Origin of the sequence: Bradyrhizobium iriomotense (genome assembly GCF_018129405.1) — a bacterium.
In the GTDB taxonomy this organism is placed as follows: Bacteria; Pseudomonadota; Alphaproteobacteria; order Rhizobiales; family Xanthobacteraceae; genus Bradyrhizobium; species Bradyrhizobium iriomotense_B.
This window is the reverse complement of the sequence record NZ_JAFCLP010000002.1, coordinates 281,366-299,936: the sequence shown is the minus strand read 5'-3', so window position 1 is coordinate 299,936 and position 18,571 is coordinate 281,366. Positions and strand designations below refer to the sequence as shown.

Sequence of the window (18,571 nt, the reverse complement as noted above, 5' to 3'; positions counted from 1 at the left end):
GCGTCACCGCAGCCGGATTGCGCGTGTTCCCGCCGCCAAATCCGGTATATTGCGTTCCCAATCGGTCCTTTCAGCCTTTGCCCGCACCTATGCCGCTTTTCAACCAGTCGATCCGGCGCAAGATCGTCGGCATCGCCCTCGGACTCATCGTTCTGATGCTGGTCACCTCGATCCTGTCGATGGTGATGTCGAGCCAGGTCGGAATCCTCCTTGACGAGCTGACCAATCGCTACATCCCGGCCTATGGCGACCTGGCGCGCGCCAACATCCGCTCGCTGGAGCGGGCGGTGGCGCTGCGGCGCATGGTGATGATGAAGATGCAGGCGTCCTCGGACGAGGAGGCCTACGCGGCGCGCTTGCGCGAGTTCGAGGAAGCGGACCGCAAGATCGAGGAAGAGGCCGAGAGCGCGCGCAAGCTGATCAATGCGATCATCGATGATCCCAGGACGCCGTCCGACAATGCGGCACTCGCACGGATCGATATCCGCATCGACACCGCCGTCACCGAGCTGCGTCGCGACCAGAGCGAGGACCACGCAAAACTCCTCAAGCAGATCGAGGCACAGCAGATGGCGGAGGCCCGCATCACGCTCGAGCACATCGACCTGCTGCGCGACCAATTCAACCAGAAGATCGACGCCATCCGCGCCGACATGCTCAAGCAGGTCTTCGTCAGCACGTCGCAGGTGATCAGCCATCAGCACCAGGCGATCATCGTATCCGGCATCGTGACCGTGCTCGCGGCAGTGGTCGGATTTGCCTTCGCGCTGCTGGTCTCCAGCGGCATCACGCGTCCGGTGCGGCTGTTGCTCGCCGGCACCCGCGAGGTCGAGGCGGGCCGGTTCGACAAGCCCATCACGGTCTCCACCCAGGACGAGATCGGCGAGCTTGCCGCCGCCTTCAACCGCATGATCGAACAGTTGCGCCACAACGAGCGCATCCGCGAGACGTTCGGACGCTACATCGATCCCAAGGTGGTGCAGGGCCTGATCGAGCGGCCGGAGGTCGCCATCGACGGCCAGCGCCGGGTGATGACCATCATGTTCTGCGACATGAGCGGCTTCACCTCGATGAGCGAAGGCATGACCCCGCGCGGCCTCGTCAAGGTGATGAACCACTACTTCACGGTCATGTCCGCTCCCGTGAGAAACAATCGCGGTGTGATCGATAAATATATCGGCGACGCCATCATGGCCTATTGGGGGCCGCCCTTCATCGAAGGGGACGAGCCGGCGCTGCTCGCCGGCCTTGCCGCCGTCGAGATGGCCGACGAGGTGCCCGCGCTGCAGAAGCAGCTGCCGGATCTGCTCGGGATCCGCGCCATGCCCGCACTGTGCGACCTGCGGATCGGCATTGCGACCGGCGAGGTCCTGACCGGCAGCATCGGCTCCGAGTTGATGATGAGCTTCACCGTGATGGGCGATGCCGTGAACCTCGCTTCGCGGCTCGAGGCCGTCAACAAGGTCTACGGCACCCGCATCCTGATCGCGCAGGCGACGGCGGATGCGATCGGCCCGCATCTCGAGCTGCGCGAGATCGATCGTCTCGCGGTCGCCGGCCAGAGCGCGCCGCAGGCGATCTTCGAGGTGATGGGCAGGGCTGGCGCGCTGACCGAAGCGCAAGCGAGCCTGCGAAAGCATTATGCCGAAGGTCTCGCCGCCTATCGCGCCTGCCGCTTCGCCGAAGCCCGTGCCGCCATCAACGCGGCACTCGAAGCCGTCCCGGGCGACGGTCCCTCGCGCACGCTGCTCGCCCGCATCGCGCAGTTCGAGGCCAATCCGCCGGAGGCGGGCTGGGACGGCGCATGGCGGTTGGAGCAGAAATAGGTAGCGGCATCCTCTTCGCGCTGCGTACGGCAGCGAAAATTGATGCTACCCCATAACGATGTTCGCCGTGACCTATTTCCGGGGCTTAGGCTCATTGGTCCTTTGTGGCGTTTGATGGGGACACGCCGATGACAGAACTTGAGGACAGGCTGGAACGGTTCGAGACGCTCACGGCCGAATGCGAGCTGATCGCCAAGCTCGCTACCGACAGCACCAAGCGCGCATTCTATCTGAAACTGTCAGAACAGTACCGCCAACTCGCGGTGGACATGCGGCAGGCGATCGCGACCAAAACTGCGGCCTGAGGCCGGCTGCAATCCGTTTTTAATCTTTGGCGCGCATCCTCTGGGGATGCGAGCCTCGGGCTTCCACGGTTGCTCGCAGTGGGAATGCCGGGGTCCGTTGCGGTGCAACGTTCCTCGCTGACGTCGCTTTGCCGCTCCTACAGGGCAATTCCATGCGTCTTCTTGCAGTCCTTGTTCTCGCGCTCGCAACGGCAGCCTGCAACCAGGAGCAGGACATCACCGGGTCGACCTCGACCTGTCCGATGCGGAACTACAGCTCGTACAATGCGCGCGACATGAACCAGTGCGTTGCCGCCTGCAAGGCGTGCGACCGCGGCACCACGGTCACCTGCACCACCTCCTGCACCCTCAAGGGCGCGCACTGAGCCTTTCGGAGGCCGGCGGATCGGGAACAGCGAGTCCGTTGGCTCCGCAGGGCGGGAGGCTGACGGTGTCACGGCACCGGAACGATTCACATGGGTTAATCATTGAAGGGGCGGGCAGCGCGGAGTCCGATGGAATGGGTATGCTCGATCCCGGACGGTTTCTGGTGTCGTGCTCGAAATGCGAGGCTTGGCCGATGGCGGCCAATGTGAAGCGCTCGAGCTGGTCGGCGTCCCCGCATGAGGTTCGCTTCGTGTGCCCGCGCTGCGGCCGCGAGGAAACGGCGATCATCTCCGCCTCGGGCGAATTGACCCCGATCCGGCGCATCGACGTTCCGCCGCGCGACGTTGCTGTCGCCTGGGCTCTGGCGCAGCGCCCGAGAAGCCGGACGTAGACGGCCGGCACATCCCTCGCTTTCCGTTTTGGAACCCGGCCGATCGCCACGGCGTTTTCTGCCACCGACATCAACGCGATCGAGGCCGTGCCAATGATCAGCGAGCATTTCGACACCCGCACCCGGATCAACATGAAGCTGGCATTGGACCGGGTCTGCCGCAATCGCCCCGACGGCGAGGACCATGGCTTTCGCAGATCGGTGGCCGAAAACATCATCCGCTGTGCGCTGGCGGGCCGGACCGGCATCGGCCAGCTCGTCGACGCCGGCGAGCGGGCGATGATCAGGACGCCTACGGAGAAAGAGCCAGCGTGATCGCGTTCGCCTGACGTTCGGGCTCATCGTTCGACCGGTCGATTGACTCAACCTGCGATCGCCTCGTAGATTGATCAGTGACGGTTCTCCTCACGGAGATCAAAAGGGAACGTGGTGCGGGATTTTCCCAACGCCACGGCTGCCCCCGCAACTGTAAGCGGTGAATCTTTCGTCATATGCCACTGGGAATCTCGGTCCTGGGAAGGCGACGTAAGGTAACGACCCGCGAGCCAGGAGACCTGCCGTCAGCCGTGGTCACACGCGAAGATGTCGGTCGGGGAGTACAGACATTAGCTTCACACGAGCAATCCATCGCTCCGCGTGAAACCTCGTTCGCTGTGACGTGCCACTGACGTCATGCCGAGGTTACAACGGTGTCCCGCATTGTCTCTGCCGCCAGGCGCCTCAGCGCCGGCCTTGTCGCATCCATTTCCCTCCATTCGCTCGATCTCTCCGTCGCCCTGGCGCAGCACGCTGCCACCGAGCAGCTGCCGCCGGTCGAGGTGACCAAGTCCGACGATCAGAACCGCACCCGCGCCAGGGCGACGGGCGATGGCGATACGGTGAGGAGGCGTGCGCCGTCGAATGCCGCCCCGAGCGGCGCCGGCTCATCCGGCTCCGGCAGTGCGGCTGCCGCCAGCAACGGGGGCATTGTCGGGGCCGCCACGACCGTCATCACGGCCGCGGACATCGCGCATTCGCCGTCGCAGACACTTGCCGAGATCATCGCGACGCAAGTCCCGGGCGCCCAGATCACGACGCTCTATGGCGGGCCGGTGGCCGCGAGGACCAGCGTCGACCTGCGCGGCTTCGGCGCCTTTGCCACCGCCAACACGCTGGTGCTGATCAACGGCCGGCGGCTGAACGACATCGACATGACACAGGTGGACCTCTCCACCATCCCGCTCAATTCCATCGAGCGCATCGAGATCACGCGCGGCAATTCGGGCGCGGTGCTCTACGGCGACAACGCAGTCGGTGGCGTGATCAACATCGTCACCAAAAACGGCGTCGGCGGACCGCCCGCGACCGCACGCATCGAGGCCGGCTTCGGCTCGTTCAACACGAAGCTTGGCAACATCTCGACCTCGCTCAATTCCGGTCCGTGGTCGACCTCGTTTTACGGCAACACCGTCAAGACCGACGGCTACCGCGACAACAATCGCTATTCCCAGGAGAACGGCGTCGGCAATCTGAACTATACGACACCTGGCCTTTCCGCGTTCCTGACCGTGACAGGCGACAATCAGGAGCTGCGACTGCCGGGCGGCCGCATCGTCGATCCCTCGATCGGCGTCGACGAGCTCGCAACCAATCGGAAGGGGACCAGCACGCCTTTCAATTACGCCAACCAGCAGGGTTTTAGCGCAACGGCAGGCTTCACCAAGACTTTGGTCAACGGCGTCGATCTCATCGTCGACGGCGGCGTGCGCGACAAGAAGCAGCAGAGCGCGTTCTTCTCCGGCCCAACGCCGGTCCCGGCATTGTTCACGTCGACCTATGTCGATGCCGATCTGACGACATGGTCGATCACGCCGCGTCTCAGCGTGAAGAGCCTGCTGCTGGGGATGCCGTCGCAGCTCCTGACCGGTATCGACTACTACGATGCGAGCTTTCAGCAGAACCGCGGTGCCGGGCAGGGGCTGGCTCCCTGGCACAATTACGACCTCAGGCAGCAGACGGTTGCGGGCTATTTTCAGCACACATTGAGTGTGCTGCCCACGACCGACATCTCCTACGGCGGGCGCGTGCAGAACGTCAGCCTCTCGGCTCGCGACAATTTCGACCCGGCGGCCCCGTTCAACACCGACATCGGCGCGCTCCCGCTTCGGAGCGATGAGACGCAATATGCGCTGCACCTCGGTGCCGAGCATCGCCTCAATGACATGATCTCGCTGTTCGGCCGCGCGGCGCGCGCATTCAGGACGCCTGACGTCGATGAGCGCGTGTCGTCGGGGCCGTCGTTCGATCCCTTCACCTTCGCTCCGATCCCGCAAACCTTCCAGCTCAAGACCCAGACGTCGCGAGATGTCGAGGGCGGGCTGCGCATCAAAGGGGGCGGGCTGCAGTTGCAGAGCAGTCTCTATCTGATGGACCTCACCAATGAGATCCATTTCAGCCCGATCCTGTTCTACAACACCAATCTCGATCCGACCCGGCGCTACGGCTCCGAGACCAGTCTGTCCTATCGCGTCAACGACGCTCTGCTGCTGCGCTCCGGCATGGCCTATACACGGGCCGTCTTCCGCGAAGGCGTCTGGGCCGGCAATGATGTGCCGCTGGTGTCGCGATACACCGCGAGTGCGGGCTTCACTTGGAACATCTGGCAGAACTATGTTGTGCTCGATGCCACCGCGCGCTTCTGGAGCGAGCGGCGCATGGACAACGACCAGGCGGGAACCCAGAAGCCAATCCCTGCCAACGGCACGATCGACCTCAAGCTCGGCGGTCAGTACGAGCGCTATTTCTGGTCCCTCAGTGTCAACAATGTGCTGAACGCGCTCTACTACGACTATGCGATCGCCAGCACTTTCACCGATGGCCGCTTCAGCGCCTATCCGCTGCCCGGCCGCACCTATCTGCTCAAGGCCGGCGCCACGTTCTGAGCCCCGATGGGGCTGTCACATGCTCCCGAATGGGCTAGAATTGCAAAAGGAGATACCCATGGCTCTCGACATCCTGCCGTCTCAAGGCGATCGTTTCCGGCTTCACCCGGTCGCGCCGCGCCTCGCGCCGATGTTTTGCCTTGCACTGCTGACGATGTCGTGTGCGCTGGCAAGCTTCGCGCTCGCCTGCGCAACTCCGTTTGCCGCGTTCGCCGTCATCGCGGCCGCGATGCTGCCGCTGCGGCCGGCGCTGCTCGTCGTCATCGGCGCATGGCTGGTGAACCAGAGCATCGGTTTCGGTGTGCTGCACTATCCGGTCGATGGCAGCACTCTCGCCTGGGGTTTTGTCATCGGCGCCGCTGCGCTGGTTGCGACCGCCGTCTCGTCTGTGGTGCTTCGTGTGCTGCCGCAGGGGCGCGCGCCACTGATGCTGGCGATCACGCTCGTCGTCGCGTATGCGATCTACGAGCTCGTGCTGTTTGCCGCGACGCCGGCCCTTGGCGGAGAGGGCGCCTTCACCGCCGCCATCGTGATGCGGCTTGGGCTTCTCAGCGCCGTCTGGCTCGCCGGCCTCGTCGCCGTCTGCGAGATCGTCCGCCTGGTCGCTCCGTTCCGGCGCAAGGCGATGTCGGCCTGAGCGGTCACGCGTAGCCCGGGTGAGCGCAGCGACACCCGGGTATCCGCTCGCAATATCCCCGGATATCGCTTCGCTCATCCGGGCTACGGGACCCGGGCTGTGTCGCCCGGCTGTCAACCCGCATCGCCAAAAAGATTCCGCTTTACCGAAATTCGGATTTGTCGTATGTGTTGCCCATCCCGGCTCATCCTTGAGGGGCGATCATGTGGTCGTCATTTTCGCGAGCCGGGCTTGCGGTGGACGCGGCAGCGTCGGGCGCGAGAGCTTGAGGGCAGGGCGGATTGCTCTCCGTGAGCCCTTTAGGCTTCGTGCGGACGAACGGCGCTGTCAGGTTCGTCTCGTCTGTAAGTTTCCGGCTCCGTCGACAGGGCTGGGAAAACTGCGGCGAAATGGCGGGCCGCGCGTACGGCAAAACCGTGTGGTCCTGGCCGTCGTTGCTACGGCCAAGCTCTTGCGGAGGCGGCCCTCGCGTCAACCGGCGCGGTGCTGGTGAATTTCGCAAGGACGAGGGAGGCCAGAAGGAATTCGGCTCCCAGGAGAGCGCGGCATAAGCCGTCCGACCACTCCAGAGTCTTTCCGCGGAGGGATTCTGGATTGCTTCGCTGCGCTCGCAATGACGACTTGGAGAGAGCGTGCGCCACACTTCGCTCTCGTGCCCCGGACGGAGCGCAGCGTCTCCCCGGCGATGCGAAGCATCGTCCGGTGCGGTGCGCTGCAGAGTCGGGGCCCATCCAACCGCGCGGTGCCATGCTGCCCTGGGTCCCGGCTCTGCGCCGCAACGCCTTACGAGTTGCAGCTTGTCCGGGACACGAGCGATGCACCTCGCTCCGCGAGGGGCGCCAGCGACTCACTTCGTGGGTGTGCCCGTCGGTCGTCCCATGCGGGGTGCGCTGTACCTGCTACAAAATCTCAGATTGTGGACTGTCATCTTCTGGGCGGTATCCAAGTAGCCATCTCCGTGTCTTCCCGGTAACGATTGTGCTGTCTACGCAACACCTATTCCGGATTAAGCCCTCATCGCCAGCCGTTCGCATCACCGCCGCTTTTTGGCCACACCCGAACATGAATAAAATCGCTCTAAGTTTTTCGGCGGGAGCGGCGATCCCTCGAAGACGACGGGAAATCCCAAGGTCGATTCAAATCTTGGCTCTGATTTTTCGGGTCTGAAAGGGTTGACCGGGGAAACTGGTTGCGATGGACGCGAAGACTAACATCAAGCAGAGGCTGCCGAGCCGTCACGTGACGGAAGGCCCTGCGCGCGCGCCGCATCGGTCCTACTTCTACGCCATGGGTCTGACCACCGAGCAGATCCACCAGCCCTTCGTCGGTGTCGCCTCCTGCTGGAACGAAGCCGCTCCCTGCAACATCGCTTTGATGCGCCAGGCGCAGGCGGTGAAGAAGGGCGTCGCGTCCGCGGGCGGCACGCCGCGCGAATTCTGCACCATCACCGTGACCGACGGCATCGCCATGGGCCATGACGGCATGCGCTCCTCGCTGCCGTCGCGCGAATGCATCGCCGATTCCGTCGAGCTGACCGTGCGCGGCCACGCCTACGACGCGCTTGTCGGGCTTGCCGGCTGCGACAAGTCGCTGCCCGGCATGATGATGGCGATGGTCCGCCTCAACGTGCCCTCGATCTTCATCTACGGCGGCTCGATCCTGCCCGGCAATTTCCGCGGACAGCAGGTCACCGTGCAGGACATGTTCGAGGCCGTCGGCAAGCACTCGGTCGGTGCCATGTCGGACGAGGACCTCGACGAGATCGAGCGCGTGGCATGCCCCTCCGCGGGCGCCTGTGGCGCGCAGTTTACCGCCAACACCATGGCGACCGTCTCCGAGGCGATCGGCCTTGCGCTGCCTTACTCGGCCGGTGCCCCGGCACCCTACGAGATCCGTGACGCCTTCTGCATGACCGCGGGCGAGAAGGTGATGGACCTGATCGCCGAGAATATCCGGCCGCGCGACATCGTCACCCGCAAGGCATTGGAAAACGCGGCGGCCGTCGTCGCTGCCTCCGGCGGCTCGACCAATGCTGCGCTGCACCTACCAGCGATCGCCCATGAGGCGGGCATTAAGTTTGACTTATTCGACGTCGCCGAAATCTTCAAAAAGACACCTTATGTCGCGGATTTGAAGCCGGGCGGCCGTTATGTCGCCAAAGACATGTTTGAAGTAGGTGGCATACCGCTTCTGATGAAGACGCTGCTCGACAACGGATTTCTCCACGGCGACTGCATTACGGTCACCGGTCGAACGATCGCCGAAAACCTCAAAAGCGTGAAGTGGAATCCGCACCAGGACGTGGTGCACCCGGCAGACAACCCCATCACCGTCACCGGCGGTGTGGTCGGTCTGAAGGGCAATTTGGCGCCAGAAGGTGCGATCGTGAAAGTCGCGGGAATGTCCAACCTCAGGTTTACCGGTCCGGCCAGGTGCTTTGACCGGGAGGAGGACGCGTTCGAGGCTGTTCAGAACCGCACTTACAAGGAAGGCGAAGTCATCGTCATCCGCTACGAGGGCCCCAAGGGTGGCCCCGGCATGCGGGAGATGCTCCAGACCACCGCGGCGCTGACCGGGCAGGGCATGGGCGGCAAGATCGCGCTCATCACCGACGGCCGTTTCTCCGGCGCCACCCGCGGCTTCTGCATCGGCCATGTCGGGCCTGAGGCCGCCATCGGCGGCCCGATCGGGCTGCTCGAGGATGGCGACATCATCGAGATCGACGCCGTCGCCGGGACCCTTAACGTAAAATTGAGCGACCAGGAGCTCGCCCAGCGCAAGACCAAATGGAGCGCTCGCGCGACTAACCACACGTCGGGTGCGCTCTGGAAATATGCTCAGCAGGTTGGACCAGCGGTCGGGGGGGCTGTGACCCATCCGGGCGGCGCGCACGAGAAACAGTGCTATGCGGACATCTAGGCGTGCCATAGTTGCGTTTGTGTTGGGGGCCAGTGCGCTGGTCGCGCCTGCGCTCGCCTTTGACGGCGCGCCGGTCAACCAGAAGGACGCCACCATCCCCGTCGTGACCACGCTGCCGGGCGCCGCGGGTGCGGTGCGCGGCAAGGTGGCTCCGGCGACCCAGGAAACCTCGCTCAGCGCCCTGCAATATGCCGCCGAGGGCGGTCATCCCATCGCGCAGTGGAAGCTCGGCCGCATGTACGCCAATGGCGACGGCGTCGCCCAGGACGACGTGCGTGCCTTCGAATATTTCAGCCGGATCGCCAACGCGCACGCCGAGGACAGCCCGTCGGCACCGCAGGCACAGGTCGTGGCCAACGCCTTCGTCGCGCTCGGCCGCTACTACCTCAGCGGCATCCCGAACTCGAAGATCAAAGCCGATCCGGAGCGGGCGCGGGAGATGTTCTCCTATGCGGCCTCCTATTTCGGCAATGCGGATGCCCAGTACGATCTCGCCCGGCTGTACCTGAAGACGCCGGACGCCTCGCGCGAGGACTTCCGCTACGGCGCCCGCTGGCTCGGCCTTGCCGCACAGAAGGGCCAGCATGAGGCGCAGGCGCTGCTCGGCCAGATGCTGTTCAACGGTGACCGCCTGCCGCGGCAGGCGGCGCGCGGCCTGATGTGGCTGACGCTGGCGCGCGACAGTGCAGGTAGCGAGGAGACCTGGATCAAGGAAAGCTACAACCGCGCCTTCGCCAAGGCCTCCGACGACGACCGCGCCATGTGCCTGCAAATGCTGGAACAATGGGTGCAGGGCCGCCGGGAGTAGCTCGGCAACACCGGTGCCGTAGGGTGGGCAAAGCGCAGCGTGCCCACCATCTCGACGTAGCTTACGCAGCCTCCAGATCCAGGTCCGCCCACACCGGCACGTGGTCCGACGGCTTCTCCCAGCCGCGCACATAGCTGTCGATCCCGACATTGGCGAGCTTGTCGCTGGCCTGAGGCGACAGCAGCAGATGGTCGATACGCAGGCCCTGGTTCTTCTGCCAGGCGCCGGCCTGGTAATCCCAGAAGGTGTAGAGGCCCGGCTCGTCCGTGACCGCCCGCAAGGCGTCGGTCAGGCCGAGGCCGAGCAGGGACTGAAAACTCTCGCGCGTCTCGGTCTTGAACAGGGCATCCTCGGTCCAGGCGGCCGGATTGGAGACGTCGCGGGCATGCGGGATGACGTTGAAGTCGCCCGCGAGGATCAGCGGCTCCTCGGTCTTGAGGCGCTCCTTCGAATACTCAAGAAGCCGCGACATCCATTTGAGCTTGTAGGGATATTTCTCGGTCCCGACCGGATTGCCGTTGGGCAGATAGAGGCAGGCGATGCGCAGCACGCCAGACTTGAGCGTCACCACGCCCTCGAGGAAGCGGGCATGGGCGTCCTCGTCGTCGCCGGCGAGCCCCGACCTGGTCTCGTCGAACCGCAGCTTTGAGAGCAGGGCGACGCCGTTGAACGTCTTCTGCCCATGGGTGACGACGTTGTAGCCGAGCGCCTCGATCTCCAGCCGTGGGAAGGCCTCGTCGACGCATTTGATCTCCTGCAGGCAGACGATGTCGGGCTGGCACTCCCTCAGCCAGGTCAGGAGGAGATCGATCCGCTGCCGGACCGAATTCACGTTCCAGGTGGCAACTCTGATGGGCATTGGCGGAGGGCTCCAGGCAGGGGCCATGGTTAGAACAAAATGCAAACGTGCCCGTCAAGGACGCCGCAAAATCTCCCACAAAATTAACCCGGCTTAAGCGTGCCGCGGGCCATTGATACGGAAAAGGTTCCGTGGATGGGATGGCCGGTCAAGACTTCACAACGCACTGAGCCGCGCGACGGCCTCGTCGGCGCGTTCCTGTATTGGCTCGGCGGCTTCGAGATCGAGGACGGCCTCACCGCCGATCTCAGCGAACGCGAGCTGCGCCGTATCCGCGCCAAGCAGATCGACGCCGTGACGCGGCTGATCCCGGTGACGATGGCCGTCACCATGCTCAACGTTGCCATCGTGCTGATCCTGTTCTGGGGACGGGGCTGGAACGACTTCCTCGCGATCTGGGGCATGACCCTTGCCGTCACCGCCTCGCTCGCGGTGCGGGCCTGGCGGCGGTCGCATCAAAGCCCGCCGCAGGAGGCTTCACCCCGCGCTGCGCGCCAGATGATGCGGCAGGCCTTCTTCCTCGCAGCGATCTGGGCCACGCTGCCGCTCGCGCTGTTCAGCCGCATCGAGCCGACCAGCCAGCTCCTCCTCGCCTGTCTGATGGTCGGCATGATGTCCGGCGGCGCCTTCATGCTCTCGACCTTCCCGCGTGCAGGCCTCGTCTATCTCGCCACCATGACGATCGGCTGCGCCGGCGCGCTGCTGCTGTGCGGCACGGGGCCATACCTGGTGACTGCGGTGTTCCTGCTGCTGTTCGCGTTCTTCATGGCGCGCAACATCGTCTCGCAGGGCAATCTGTTCCTCGGCAATCTCAAGGCCCAGCTCGAGCTCGAGCGGCAGACCGAGATCATCTCGCTGCTGCTGAAAGACTTCCAGGAGAACGCCAGCGACTGGCTGTGGCAGACCGATGCCGAGGGGCATCTGGTCGACGTTCCCCAACGCTTCGCAGACGTCGCACAGCTGCCGCTTCCGCTGCTGAAGGGCTCGCATTTCGCCGACGTGCTCGACATGCTCTCCCCCGAGGACAAGACCGCGGCCTACAACATCGTCGGCCTGATGGAGCATGCCGAGCCGCTGCACGAGATGAACCTCAAGGTCGTTGCCGGCGGCGAGGCGCGGCTGTGGTCGCTGACCGCGAAGCCGGCCTATGACCGCGACGGCCAGTTCCTCGGCTATCGCGGCTTCGGCCGCGACGTCACCGAGCGCTGGCGCGCGGAAAAGGCCGAGGCCGAAAGCCGCGCCAAGTCGGATTTCCTCGCGGTGATGAGCCACGAGATCCGCACGCCCATGAACGGCGTGCTCGGGCTTGCCAGCATGCTGCTCGAAACGAAACTCGATCCGGAGCAGCGTGAGGCCGTCACCACGATCCGCGAGTCCGGCGACAATCTCCAGCGCATCCTCAACGACATTCTCGACCTCTCCAAGCTGGAAGCCGGCCGCTTCCAGTTCGAGGCGATCGACTTCGCGCCGCAGGCTCTGGTCGAGACGGTTGCGACCGTGGTGCGCGCGACCGCCAAGAGCAAGGGGCTCATCGTCAAGGTCGAGCTCGATCCGAACCTGCCGCCGACGCTGCGCGGCGACGTCGCCCGCATCCGCCAGGTGCTGCTCAATCTCGCCTCCAACGCGGTGAAGTTCACCGATGAAGGCGAGGTGACGATATCGGCGACCTGCCAGGCGCGGCGCGACCTGCTGGCGACCGTCGAATGGACGGTGACCGACAGCGGCATCGGCATCGCGCCCGAGAAGCTCGGCCTGCTGTTCAGCGATTTCGCCCAGGCCGACGCCTCGATCAGCCGCCGCTTCGGCGGTACCGGCCTCGGCCTTGCGATCTCCCGGCGCATCATCGAGCAGATGGGCGGCACGATCGGCGTCACCTCGGCGCCGGGCGAGGGCTCGACCTTCCGCTTCACGCTGGTGCTGCCCTGGAGCCAGGCCCAGGCCTCCGATGCGGCGGCCGAACGCGACGAGGCCGAGGAGCTGAAAGCCCGCATCGCCGGCCTCGATCGGCCGCTCAAGGTGCTGGTCGCCGAGGACGATGCCGTCAACCGCATGGTCGTGAGCAAGATGCTGGGGGCCTTCGACGTCGAGTTGCGCGTCGTCACCGACGGCGTGGAGGCCGTCGCCGCGGCCTCGGAGGGCGACTACGATGTCGTGCTGATGGACGTGCGCATGCCCGATATGGACGGCCTTGCCGCGACCCGCGCGATCCGTGCGCAGGGCGGCCGCTTCGAGGCCCTGCCGATCGTCGCGCTCACCGCCAACGCTTTCCCCGAAGACGTCAAGATCTGCCGCGAAGCGGGCATGTCGGACTTCCTGGCCAAGCCGCTGCGCAAGCCGGCGCTGGTCGCGGCCTTGCTGCGCGCGCTGGACGGCCATCTGGTGTCGGATGACGCACCGCTCCAGCCGGCACTATCGCCGGGCGACGTGGAGTGGACGGACGAGGAAAGGCAGATGACCGGCGTCTAAAGCTTTCCATAGACCCGCCCGGCGACCGCCTTCAGGCGCTCGACCGAGCCGGACTCGGGATGCGGCTTGACCGGTGCGAACAGGATCGAAGCCTGCCTGCCATTCTTCCAGACGTAGATGTTGGCGGCGTTGCCGTTGCCCTTGGTGCAGGAATGCTCGCCGAACGCTCCACTGCCGAGCTCGGGAATCGCCACGTGCCGGCACGGGCCCGTGCGCTTCATCATGCTGACGACGGTATCGCGCGACATCGTGATCACCGCGCCGGTCATGGTGTTGGCCTCGCGATCGAACATCATGCAGCTGCCCGCGCCGGTCCGCTGGACCGTCAGCGTGCTCTTGTCGAGAAAGCCGTCGGCATCGGCGGCGGTGAGCCACTCGCAATCGCCGAACCGCTCGCTGCTCTTGCTCACGCTGGCGATGGCAACGCGCGCGGCTTCGGTGAGCGGTCGGAGCAGCGCATCGTCGGAACGCCGGCCGATCGGATAGACGCTGACCTGCAGGATGTAATCGCCGGACAAGGCGACGACCGAGGCCTCCTGGCGCTCTGCGCCGGCGGCGCTCGTTCCGCCCTGGCCTTCGTCGCCGATCCCTGCGACTGCGTTCAGCGGCATGCGCTCGCCAAGCGTCTTGACGAAGGTCGCGTACAATTCCCTGGCGCGGTCCTGGTCGGGATTGCGGAACACGCTCAACATCATCGTGTCGCCGCGCCCGGCCTGGTAGATGCAGCCGCGGCCGTCCTGATTTGAGATCAGTGACCATTTGAGCGCCGGCATCGCACTGGCGAGCTGCTGGGCGCTGATGAAGGGGCAGGTTTCGGCGGCGCGCACGGGAAACACCGGGAGGGCTGCCATTGCGATGAATAGAGCGAGGCAAGAGAACAGACGATCAATAATACGCATTGGATAATTTACTGCCGCTATTGGCGCGCCACGGCCGATGAAGATGGGCACTATTGCTTCGCCGTGGCGCTATGATGCCGCCTTCAATATTGCGCTACCGCCAGCTGTGGTGCGCTTCCCTGCACACTAGCGCTACGCCGCTTTGGAGGGACCGGAGGGACTCGAGGTGTCGAGGCGACCCTACTGGACAAGTTTGCCGCAAATTTCGGTGAGCAATTCAGGAACAGTCGTCGCTCTTGCCTCAACGAGGAATGATTCCGCGACACATTCGAAGGTACAGTCGTGGAATCCGAAGATGTAGTGGTTGAGACCGCGCCAGGCTTCGGGTCTGTAGCCGCTATGTATTGAATTGATCGCCTCCAGTTCCTTGATCCAAAGAGAATTCTTCACTCGTAGCGGACTATACCCTCGCAAGCCCTTGCCGTTCAGCGGATGGCCATGAAACACCTCGTCGTTTGGTGTCCCCATCTTTGTGCATATGCAACGTTTGAACTCGACAACTGCAAGGTTGCTTGGACTGGCGTCATCAGCGTGACGAATGTTGACGTAGGTTCTATCCCACCCTGGGTCAGCGTCGCGCAGGAAGAACACGAGAAACGCCCGATAGTCGTTCTGGAGCAAATAGGGAAGCGGAGCGCCGGTGTCCCATTGTACGGGAAACTCAATTGGAATGGCATGCGGTTCGTTCTGCGCTGCTGCGAGGGCGCGCTCCGCCTCAAGCAAAGCCTCCTGGGCCGCGGCAAACTCCTCAAGCTCTCCACCCTTATGCTTAGGTGCGAGAGCTTGCACTGCACGTTTGAGCCGTATCTGTGCGGCATTCAGTGCGCTTTGAAGATCTGTTACGGAGATGCTTTTTGACATCCTTGAAATCTACCGATCCGCCGTTCACTGAACTTGTATCAATATCGAAAACAGAACGACAGCGCCCCGGCGACCGATCAAGACGGCTAGATAAAAGCGACGGTGTTGCTCCGGGCTGTCGGGGGTCGTAAGTATTTGCCTGCACTTTGTTTTTGATGGCACTGAAGCGGCATCGCATGAAGTGGCCCGGTGCCGCTCGCGCTTCGCGCGACCGGCTGCGGCCTTGACTGCGCTCCGCTAGCCCGGCCTTTTGGCTTCCCTGCGTTCATGGCCTGCTCTGCGCGATCGCGCCCATGCTGCATGAGGAATGCGAGGTCGCAGCGCTGCAGCGTGACGTGGCGTGGACTTCGGCCGTTCTGTGCATCGGCCGGCGAGACGCTGCGTGATGGGTTGCGGCTCTCGAGGCAGGTGAGCGGAGACCAGCCTGCTCTCGTAGCGCAATAATGCGCGCGAGGTCCGTGAGCGCAGCTCTATTGCTCCAGCACGTACTTGCCTGGGGCATCGTCGAGCGGTTCGCTGCTTCTTGCGAGATCCCCGATTGGCGGCGGAACGGGTTCACCCGAATAGGCGTCCAAGAACCCAATCCATTCGCCCCACCATGAGCCCTCGTGGCTTGGCGCCGCCTTCAGCCATTCGTCCGGTCCAACATAGGGTGTATGCGCCTTCTTGGTGAATATCTGGTACGAGGGCCCCTCCTCATCCGGAGCGGCCACGATGCCTGCATTGTGTCCACCGCTTGCGAGCACGAAGGTGACGTCCGCATCGGCGAGGAAATGAACCTTGAATGTCGACCTCCAGGGCGCGACATGATCGTGCAGCGTTCCCACAACGAACATGGGCGCGTGGAGATCCGACAGCGCGACCGGCTCGCCATCGGCGCGGTAACGTCCAGCTGCCAGGTCGTTGTTGAGGAAGAGCTGCCGGAGATAGTCCGAATGCATGCGATAGGGCATCCTCGTCGTATCGGCATTCCAGGCCATTAAATCACTCACAGGCTCACGCTCGCCGATCAGATACTCGCGAACCGCGCGCGACCAGATCCGATCGATCGAGCGAATTATCCGGAACGCACCGGCCATCTGCGCGGCCTCGAGCACGCCTCGCTGCCACATCATGTCTTCGAGGAGTGACACCTGGCTTTCATTGATGAACAGCGTTAGTTCGCCAGGCTCGGTGAAGTCGGTTTGTGCGGCGAGCAGTGTCATCGAGCGGAGACGGTCAGGCTTCTGTTTGCTTAGTCGCGCGGCCTCGATCGACAGCAACGTTCCGCCCAGACAATATCCAGCGGCGTGAATGGGTTGCCCGGGTATGATCCGGCTGATCGCTTCGATTGCGGCTTCAACGCCGAGGCGTCGGTAGTCTTCGAGACTCAGGTTCCGGTCATCCGCCGTTGGGTTGCGCCACGAGATCATGAAGACAGTGAAGCCGTGTTCGATCAGGAAGCGGACCAGCGAGTTGCGCGGCGACAAGTCGAGAATATAGTACTTCATGATCCATGCCGGGACTATCAGAACCGGTTCGGGTCGAACCGTTCGCGTTACCGGAGAATATTGGATCAGCTCGATCAGTTCGTTGCGATATACGACCTTTCCTTTGGTGACGGCGACGTTCCTGCCCACCACGAAATGGTGAGCCGGTTCTCGGCCCATGGGGAACGCCTTCCAATCCTCCAGCCAATTGTGCAAGCCGCCGACGAAGTTGCCGCCACCGGTTTCCATGATCTTGCGCAGCACTTCGGGATTGGTCAGCGCGAAATTGGTCGGTGCCATCACCTCCAGGCATTGCCTGATCGCAAAATCCGCGATTGCCGCGTTCGGCCGCGCCACACCGCGGACGTCAGTTGTTGCGGATCGCCACCATCGCTGGTGCAGCAGGAAAGCCTGCGCCAGCATGTTGAGCGCCGGCAGCTCCCAATCCGGATCGGAAAATCGACGATCGTTCGCCGCCGGCGCGATCATCGACCAGCTCGGAAAGGTCGGATGCCGGGTCGCCAGTGTTGCGAAAAACCGCATCAGGTCCCAGGCGGCTTCACTCGCCAGGGCGAGTTGCTTGCCCGGCGAGGCCGCAAGATGGAGTTGCCAGTCAAGAAGCGCTAGCGCAAGCGTCGCGGGCGAAAGTCCGCCGGTCCAGCGCGCCGTGATCGCGCGAGCCAAACGGTCGAACAGCTCAGGCGCCGTGAGCGCCTCGGCCGGCGCCAGAGGGGGAGTGACCGCGGTGATCTTCGGCAAGGGTATTGCAGCATCGATAGTCCGCACGTCGTGAGCTTGGACGGTCATCACGGGTTCACCATCGTAAATCTCCTCCCGGCTACCGTCATCGGGGTTGCGGAAAATCAACAGCGAGCTGTGGGTGGCTGACATAGTCATCTGACGGTCGTCCTGAGCCTACAGGGACTTTAGATCGCAGGATCGCCCCAACTATGAGATCATTCGCGCGATCGTTAGCTACTCCGAAGTAACCCGGACGTGTACCACCCAACGGAAGACTTCATCTTTTGCGAGACCGAAGATTCACGATCCGGCTGCGGTTGCAAAAGTCGGTGATACACAGTCGCCCCTGAAGAACGCGGGAGCCGAAATCCGCGTTCCTACGGACGACCAGCTGGATCGTCGGGCGATGCTTGGGATTCTGCTACACGGAGATGGCATGCAGCTCTATATGGCGCTCGGAGCTACTGCTCGGCGCCAAGGCAGCGATGCTCAATCTCGGACGGATCGGTCCCCCACCAGAAACTGGCCGGAAGCAAATGGCGCCGCTGACGAGATTCGAACTTTCTCGAATGATTGGACTGCGGCAGGGGCCGCTTCGGCGTCAGACTGTATCGGACCCGCCGAGCCCCGCTTTTGGGGACCCCGCGATGATCACAGGTTACCCCTGTTTTGCCCGACGCGTCAAATGGCGTTCGTAAAGTCCGAAATGCATCGTGCCGGCGTCCCGGCTACTGTGCATGGGGTTGTTTTTCAGATTTTAAGTCGGGCTAGACCGAGAAGCTGGTGCCGCAGCCGCAGGACGCCGTCGCGTTCGGATTGTTGACGCGGAACGAGGCGCCGATCAGATCGTCGACGAAATCGACCTGCGAGCCCGCGAGGAACGGCTGCGAGGCGGAATCGACCAGCACCACCGCGTTGTCCTGCTCGATCACGAGGTCGTCGTCAGTGCGGGCGCGGTCGATGTCGAACTTGTACTGGAAGCCGGAGCAGCCGCCGCCCTCGACCGAGATGCGCAGCATCGCGCCCGACCCTTCGCCCTTGAGGATCTCCCCAATCCGGCGTGCGGCTCGGTCACTGATGGTCACGGCAGTCGTCATTGCTGG

At 63.7% G+C, this 18,571-nt stretch carries 15 protein-coding genes and 1 riboswitch; of the genes, 10 read left to right on the top strand and 5 right to left on the bottom strand.

The window, feature by feature from the left end; translation table 11 throughout:
- The first annotated feature begins 89 nt into the window (after positions 1-89).
- From JQ592_RS06120 to JQ592_RS06080, 9 genes are all read left to right on the top strand, one after another.
- Positions 90-1,826, top strand: coding sequence for an adenylate/guanylate cyclase domain-containing protein (locus tag JQ592_RS06120; protein ID WP_211402005.1), 1,737 nt, complete (start codon positions 90-92; stop codon positions 1,824-1,826).
- Between the two features lie 128 nt (positions 1,827-1,954).
- Positions 1,955-2,131, top strand: a complete 177-nt coding sequence (locus JQ592_RS06115) for a hypothetical protein (RefSeq protein ID WP_018642221.1) — start codon at positions 1,955-1,957, stop codon at positions 2,129-2,131.
- A gap of 152 nt (positions 2,132-2,283) precedes the next feature.
- Positions 2,284-2,496, top strand: a complete 213-nt coding sequence (locus JQ592_RS06110; protein WP_211402004.1) for a hypothetical protein — start codon at positions 2,284-2,286, stop codon at positions 2,494-2,496.
- A gap of 134 nt (positions 2,497-2,630) precedes the next feature.
- Positions 2,631-2,888, top strand: a complete 258-nt coding sequence (locus tag JQ592_RS06105) for a hypothetical protein (protein ID WP_211402003.1) — start codon at positions 2,631-2,633, stop codon at positions 2,886-2,888.
- A 93-nt stretch (positions 2,889-2,981) separates the two neighbouring features.
- The gene (locus tag JQ592_RS06100) at positions 2,982-3,203 is read left to right on the top strand and encodes a hypothetical protein (RefSeq protein WP_080137494.1); all 222 of its coding nucleotides are present in this window, start codon (positions 2,982-2,984) and stop codon (positions 3,201-3,203) included.
- A 64-nt stretch (positions 3,204-3,267) separates the two neighbouring features.
- Positions 3,268-3,464, top strand: a riboswitch (cobalamin riboswitch).
- 113 nt (positions 3,465-3,577) lie between these two features.
- On the top strand, positions 3,578-5,809 hold the full coding sequence (locus tag JQ592_RS06095) for a TonB-dependent receptor (protein ID WP_211402002.1): 2,232 nt from the start codon (positions 3,578-3,580) through the stop codon (positions 5,807-5,809).
- A gap of 58 nt (positions 5,810-5,867) precedes the next feature.
- Entirely contained in the window at positions 5,868-6,446 is a 579-nt protein-coding gene (locus JQ592_RS06090) for a hypothetical protein (protein WP_211402001.1), read from the top strand.
- Positions 6,447-7,640: 1,194 nt separating this feature from the next.
- Positions 7,641-9,365 carry a dihydroxy-acid dehydratase gene (gene ilvD / locus JQ592_RS06085; protein WP_211402000.1) on the top strand — a complete coding sequence of 575 codons (1,725 nt, stop codon included), beginning with the start codon at positions 7,641-7,643 and terminating at the stop codon, positions 9,363-9,365.
- A complete protein-coding gene (locus JQ592_RS06080) occupies positions 9,352-10,173 on the top strand; it encodes a tetratricopeptide repeat protein (RefSeq protein WP_211401999.1) in 822 nt (273 codons plus the stop codon). Before ilvD ends, JQ592_RS06080 begins: the two co-directional genes overlap by 14 nt.
- Positions 10,174-10,234: 61 nt before the next feature.
- On the opposite strand, the gene xth is transcribed toward JQ592_RS06080, so the two are convergent.
- Positions 10,235-11,032, bottom strand: coding sequence for an exodeoxyribonuclease III (gene xth / locus JQ592_RS06075; RefSeq protein ID WP_211401998.1), 798 nt, complete (start codon positions 11,030-11,032; stop codon positions 10,235-10,237).
- Between the two features lie 135 nt (positions 11,033-11,167).
- On the opposite strand from xth, the gene JQ592_RS06070 reads away from it, so the two are divergent.
- On the top strand, positions 11,168-13,498 hold the full coding sequence (locus JQ592_RS06070) for a hybrid sensor histidine kinase/response regulator (protein ID WP_211401997.1): 2,331 nt from the start codon (positions 11,168-11,170) through the stop codon (positions 13,496-13,498).
- On the opposite strand, the gene JQ592_RS06065 is transcribed toward JQ592_RS06070, so the two are convergent.
- The 4 genes from JQ592_RS06065 to erpA form a co-directional block, all read right to left on the bottom strand.
- Positions 13,495-14,397: a hypothetical protein gene (locus JQ592_RS06065; protein ID WP_211401996.1), complete on the bottom strand. Its 903-nt coding sequence runs from the start codon at positions 14,395-14,397 to the stop codon at positions 13,495-13,497. The genes JQ592_RS06070 and JQ592_RS06065 overlap by 4 nt on opposite strands.
- Before the next feature lie 180 nt (positions 14,398-14,577).
- Positions 14,578-15,258, bottom strand: coding sequence for a hypothetical protein (locus JQ592_RS06060; protein WP_211401995.1), 681 nt, complete (start codon positions 15,256-15,258; stop codon positions 14,578-14,580).
- 470 nt (positions 15,259-15,728) lie between these two features.
- Entirely contained in the window at positions 15,729-17,534 is a 1,806-nt protein-coding gene (locus tag JQ592_RS06055) for an alpha/beta fold hydrolase (RefSeq protein ID WP_211402520.1), read from the bottom strand.
- Positions 17,535-18,235: 701 nt separating this feature from the next.
- On the bottom strand, positions 18,236-18,565 hold the full coding sequence (gene erpA, locus JQ592_RS06050) for an iron-sulfur cluster insertion protein ErpA (RefSeq protein WP_024342679.1): 330 nt from the start codon (positions 18,563-18,565) through the stop codon (positions 18,236-18,238).
- Positions 18,566-18,571 lie beyond the last annotated feature (6 nt).

What these genes read in the sequence shown, in the direction of transcription:
- JQ592_RS06120 (WP_211402005.1), top strand. Translation starts at nt 90, where the DNA reads ATGCCGCTTTTCAACCAGTCGATCCGGCGCAAGATCGTCGGCATCGCC.
- JQ592_RS06115 (WP_018642221.1), top strand. Translation starts at nt 1,955, where the DNA reads ATGACAGAACTTGAGGACAGGCTGGAACGGTTCGAGACGCTCACGGCC.
- JQ592_RS06110 (WP_211402004.1), top strand. Translation starts at nt 2,284, where the DNA reads ATGCGTCTTCTTGCAGTCCTTGTTCTCGCGCTCGCAACGGCAGCCTGC.
- JQ592_RS06105 (WP_211402003.1), top strand. Translation starts at nt 2,631, where the DNA reads ATGGGTATGCTCGATCCCGGACGGTTTCTGGTGTCGTGCTCGAAATGC.
- JQ592_RS06100 (WP_080137494.1), top strand. Translation starts at nt 2,982, where the DNA reads ATGATCAGCGAGCATTTCGACACCCGCACCCGGATCAACATGAAGCTG.
- JQ592_RS06090 (WP_211402001.1), top strand. Translation starts at nt 5,868, where the DNA reads ATGGCTCTCGACATCCTGCCGTCTCAAGGCGATCGTTTCCGGCTTCAC.
- ilvD (WP_211402000.1), top strand. Translation starts at nt 7,641, where the DNA reads ATGGACGCGAAGACTAACATCAAGCAGAGGCTGCCGAGCCGTCACGTG.
- JQ592_RS06080 (WP_211401999.1), top strand. Translation starts at nt 9,352, where the DNA reads ATGCGGACATCTAGGCGTGCCATAGTTGCGTTTGTGTTGGGGGCCAGT.
- xth (WP_211401998.1), bottom strand. Translation starts at nt 11,032, where the DNA reads ATGCCCATCAGAGTTGCCACCTGGAACGTGAATTCGGTCCGGCAGCGG.
- JQ592_RS06070 (WP_211401997.1), top strand. Translation starts at nt 11,168, where the DNA reads ATGGGATGGCCGGTCAAGACTTCACAACGCACTGAGCCGCGCGACGGC.
- JQ592_RS06065 (WP_211401996.1), bottom strand. Translation starts at nt 14,397, where the DNA reads ATGCGTATTATTGATCGTCTGTTCTCTTGCCTCGCTCTATTCATCGCA.
- JQ592_RS06060 (WP_211401995.1), bottom strand. Translation starts at nt 15,258, where the DNA reads ATGTCAAAAAGCATCTCCGTAACAGATCTTCAAAGCGCACTGAATGCC.
- JQ592_RS06055 (WP_211402520.1), bottom strand. Translation starts at nt 17,534, where the DNA reads ATGACCGTCCAAGCTCACGACGTGCGGACTATCGATGCTGCAATACCC.
- erpA (WP_024342679.1), bottom strand. Translation starts at nt 18,565, where the DNA reads ATGACGACTGCCGTGACCATCAGTGACCGAGCCGCACGCCGGATTGGG.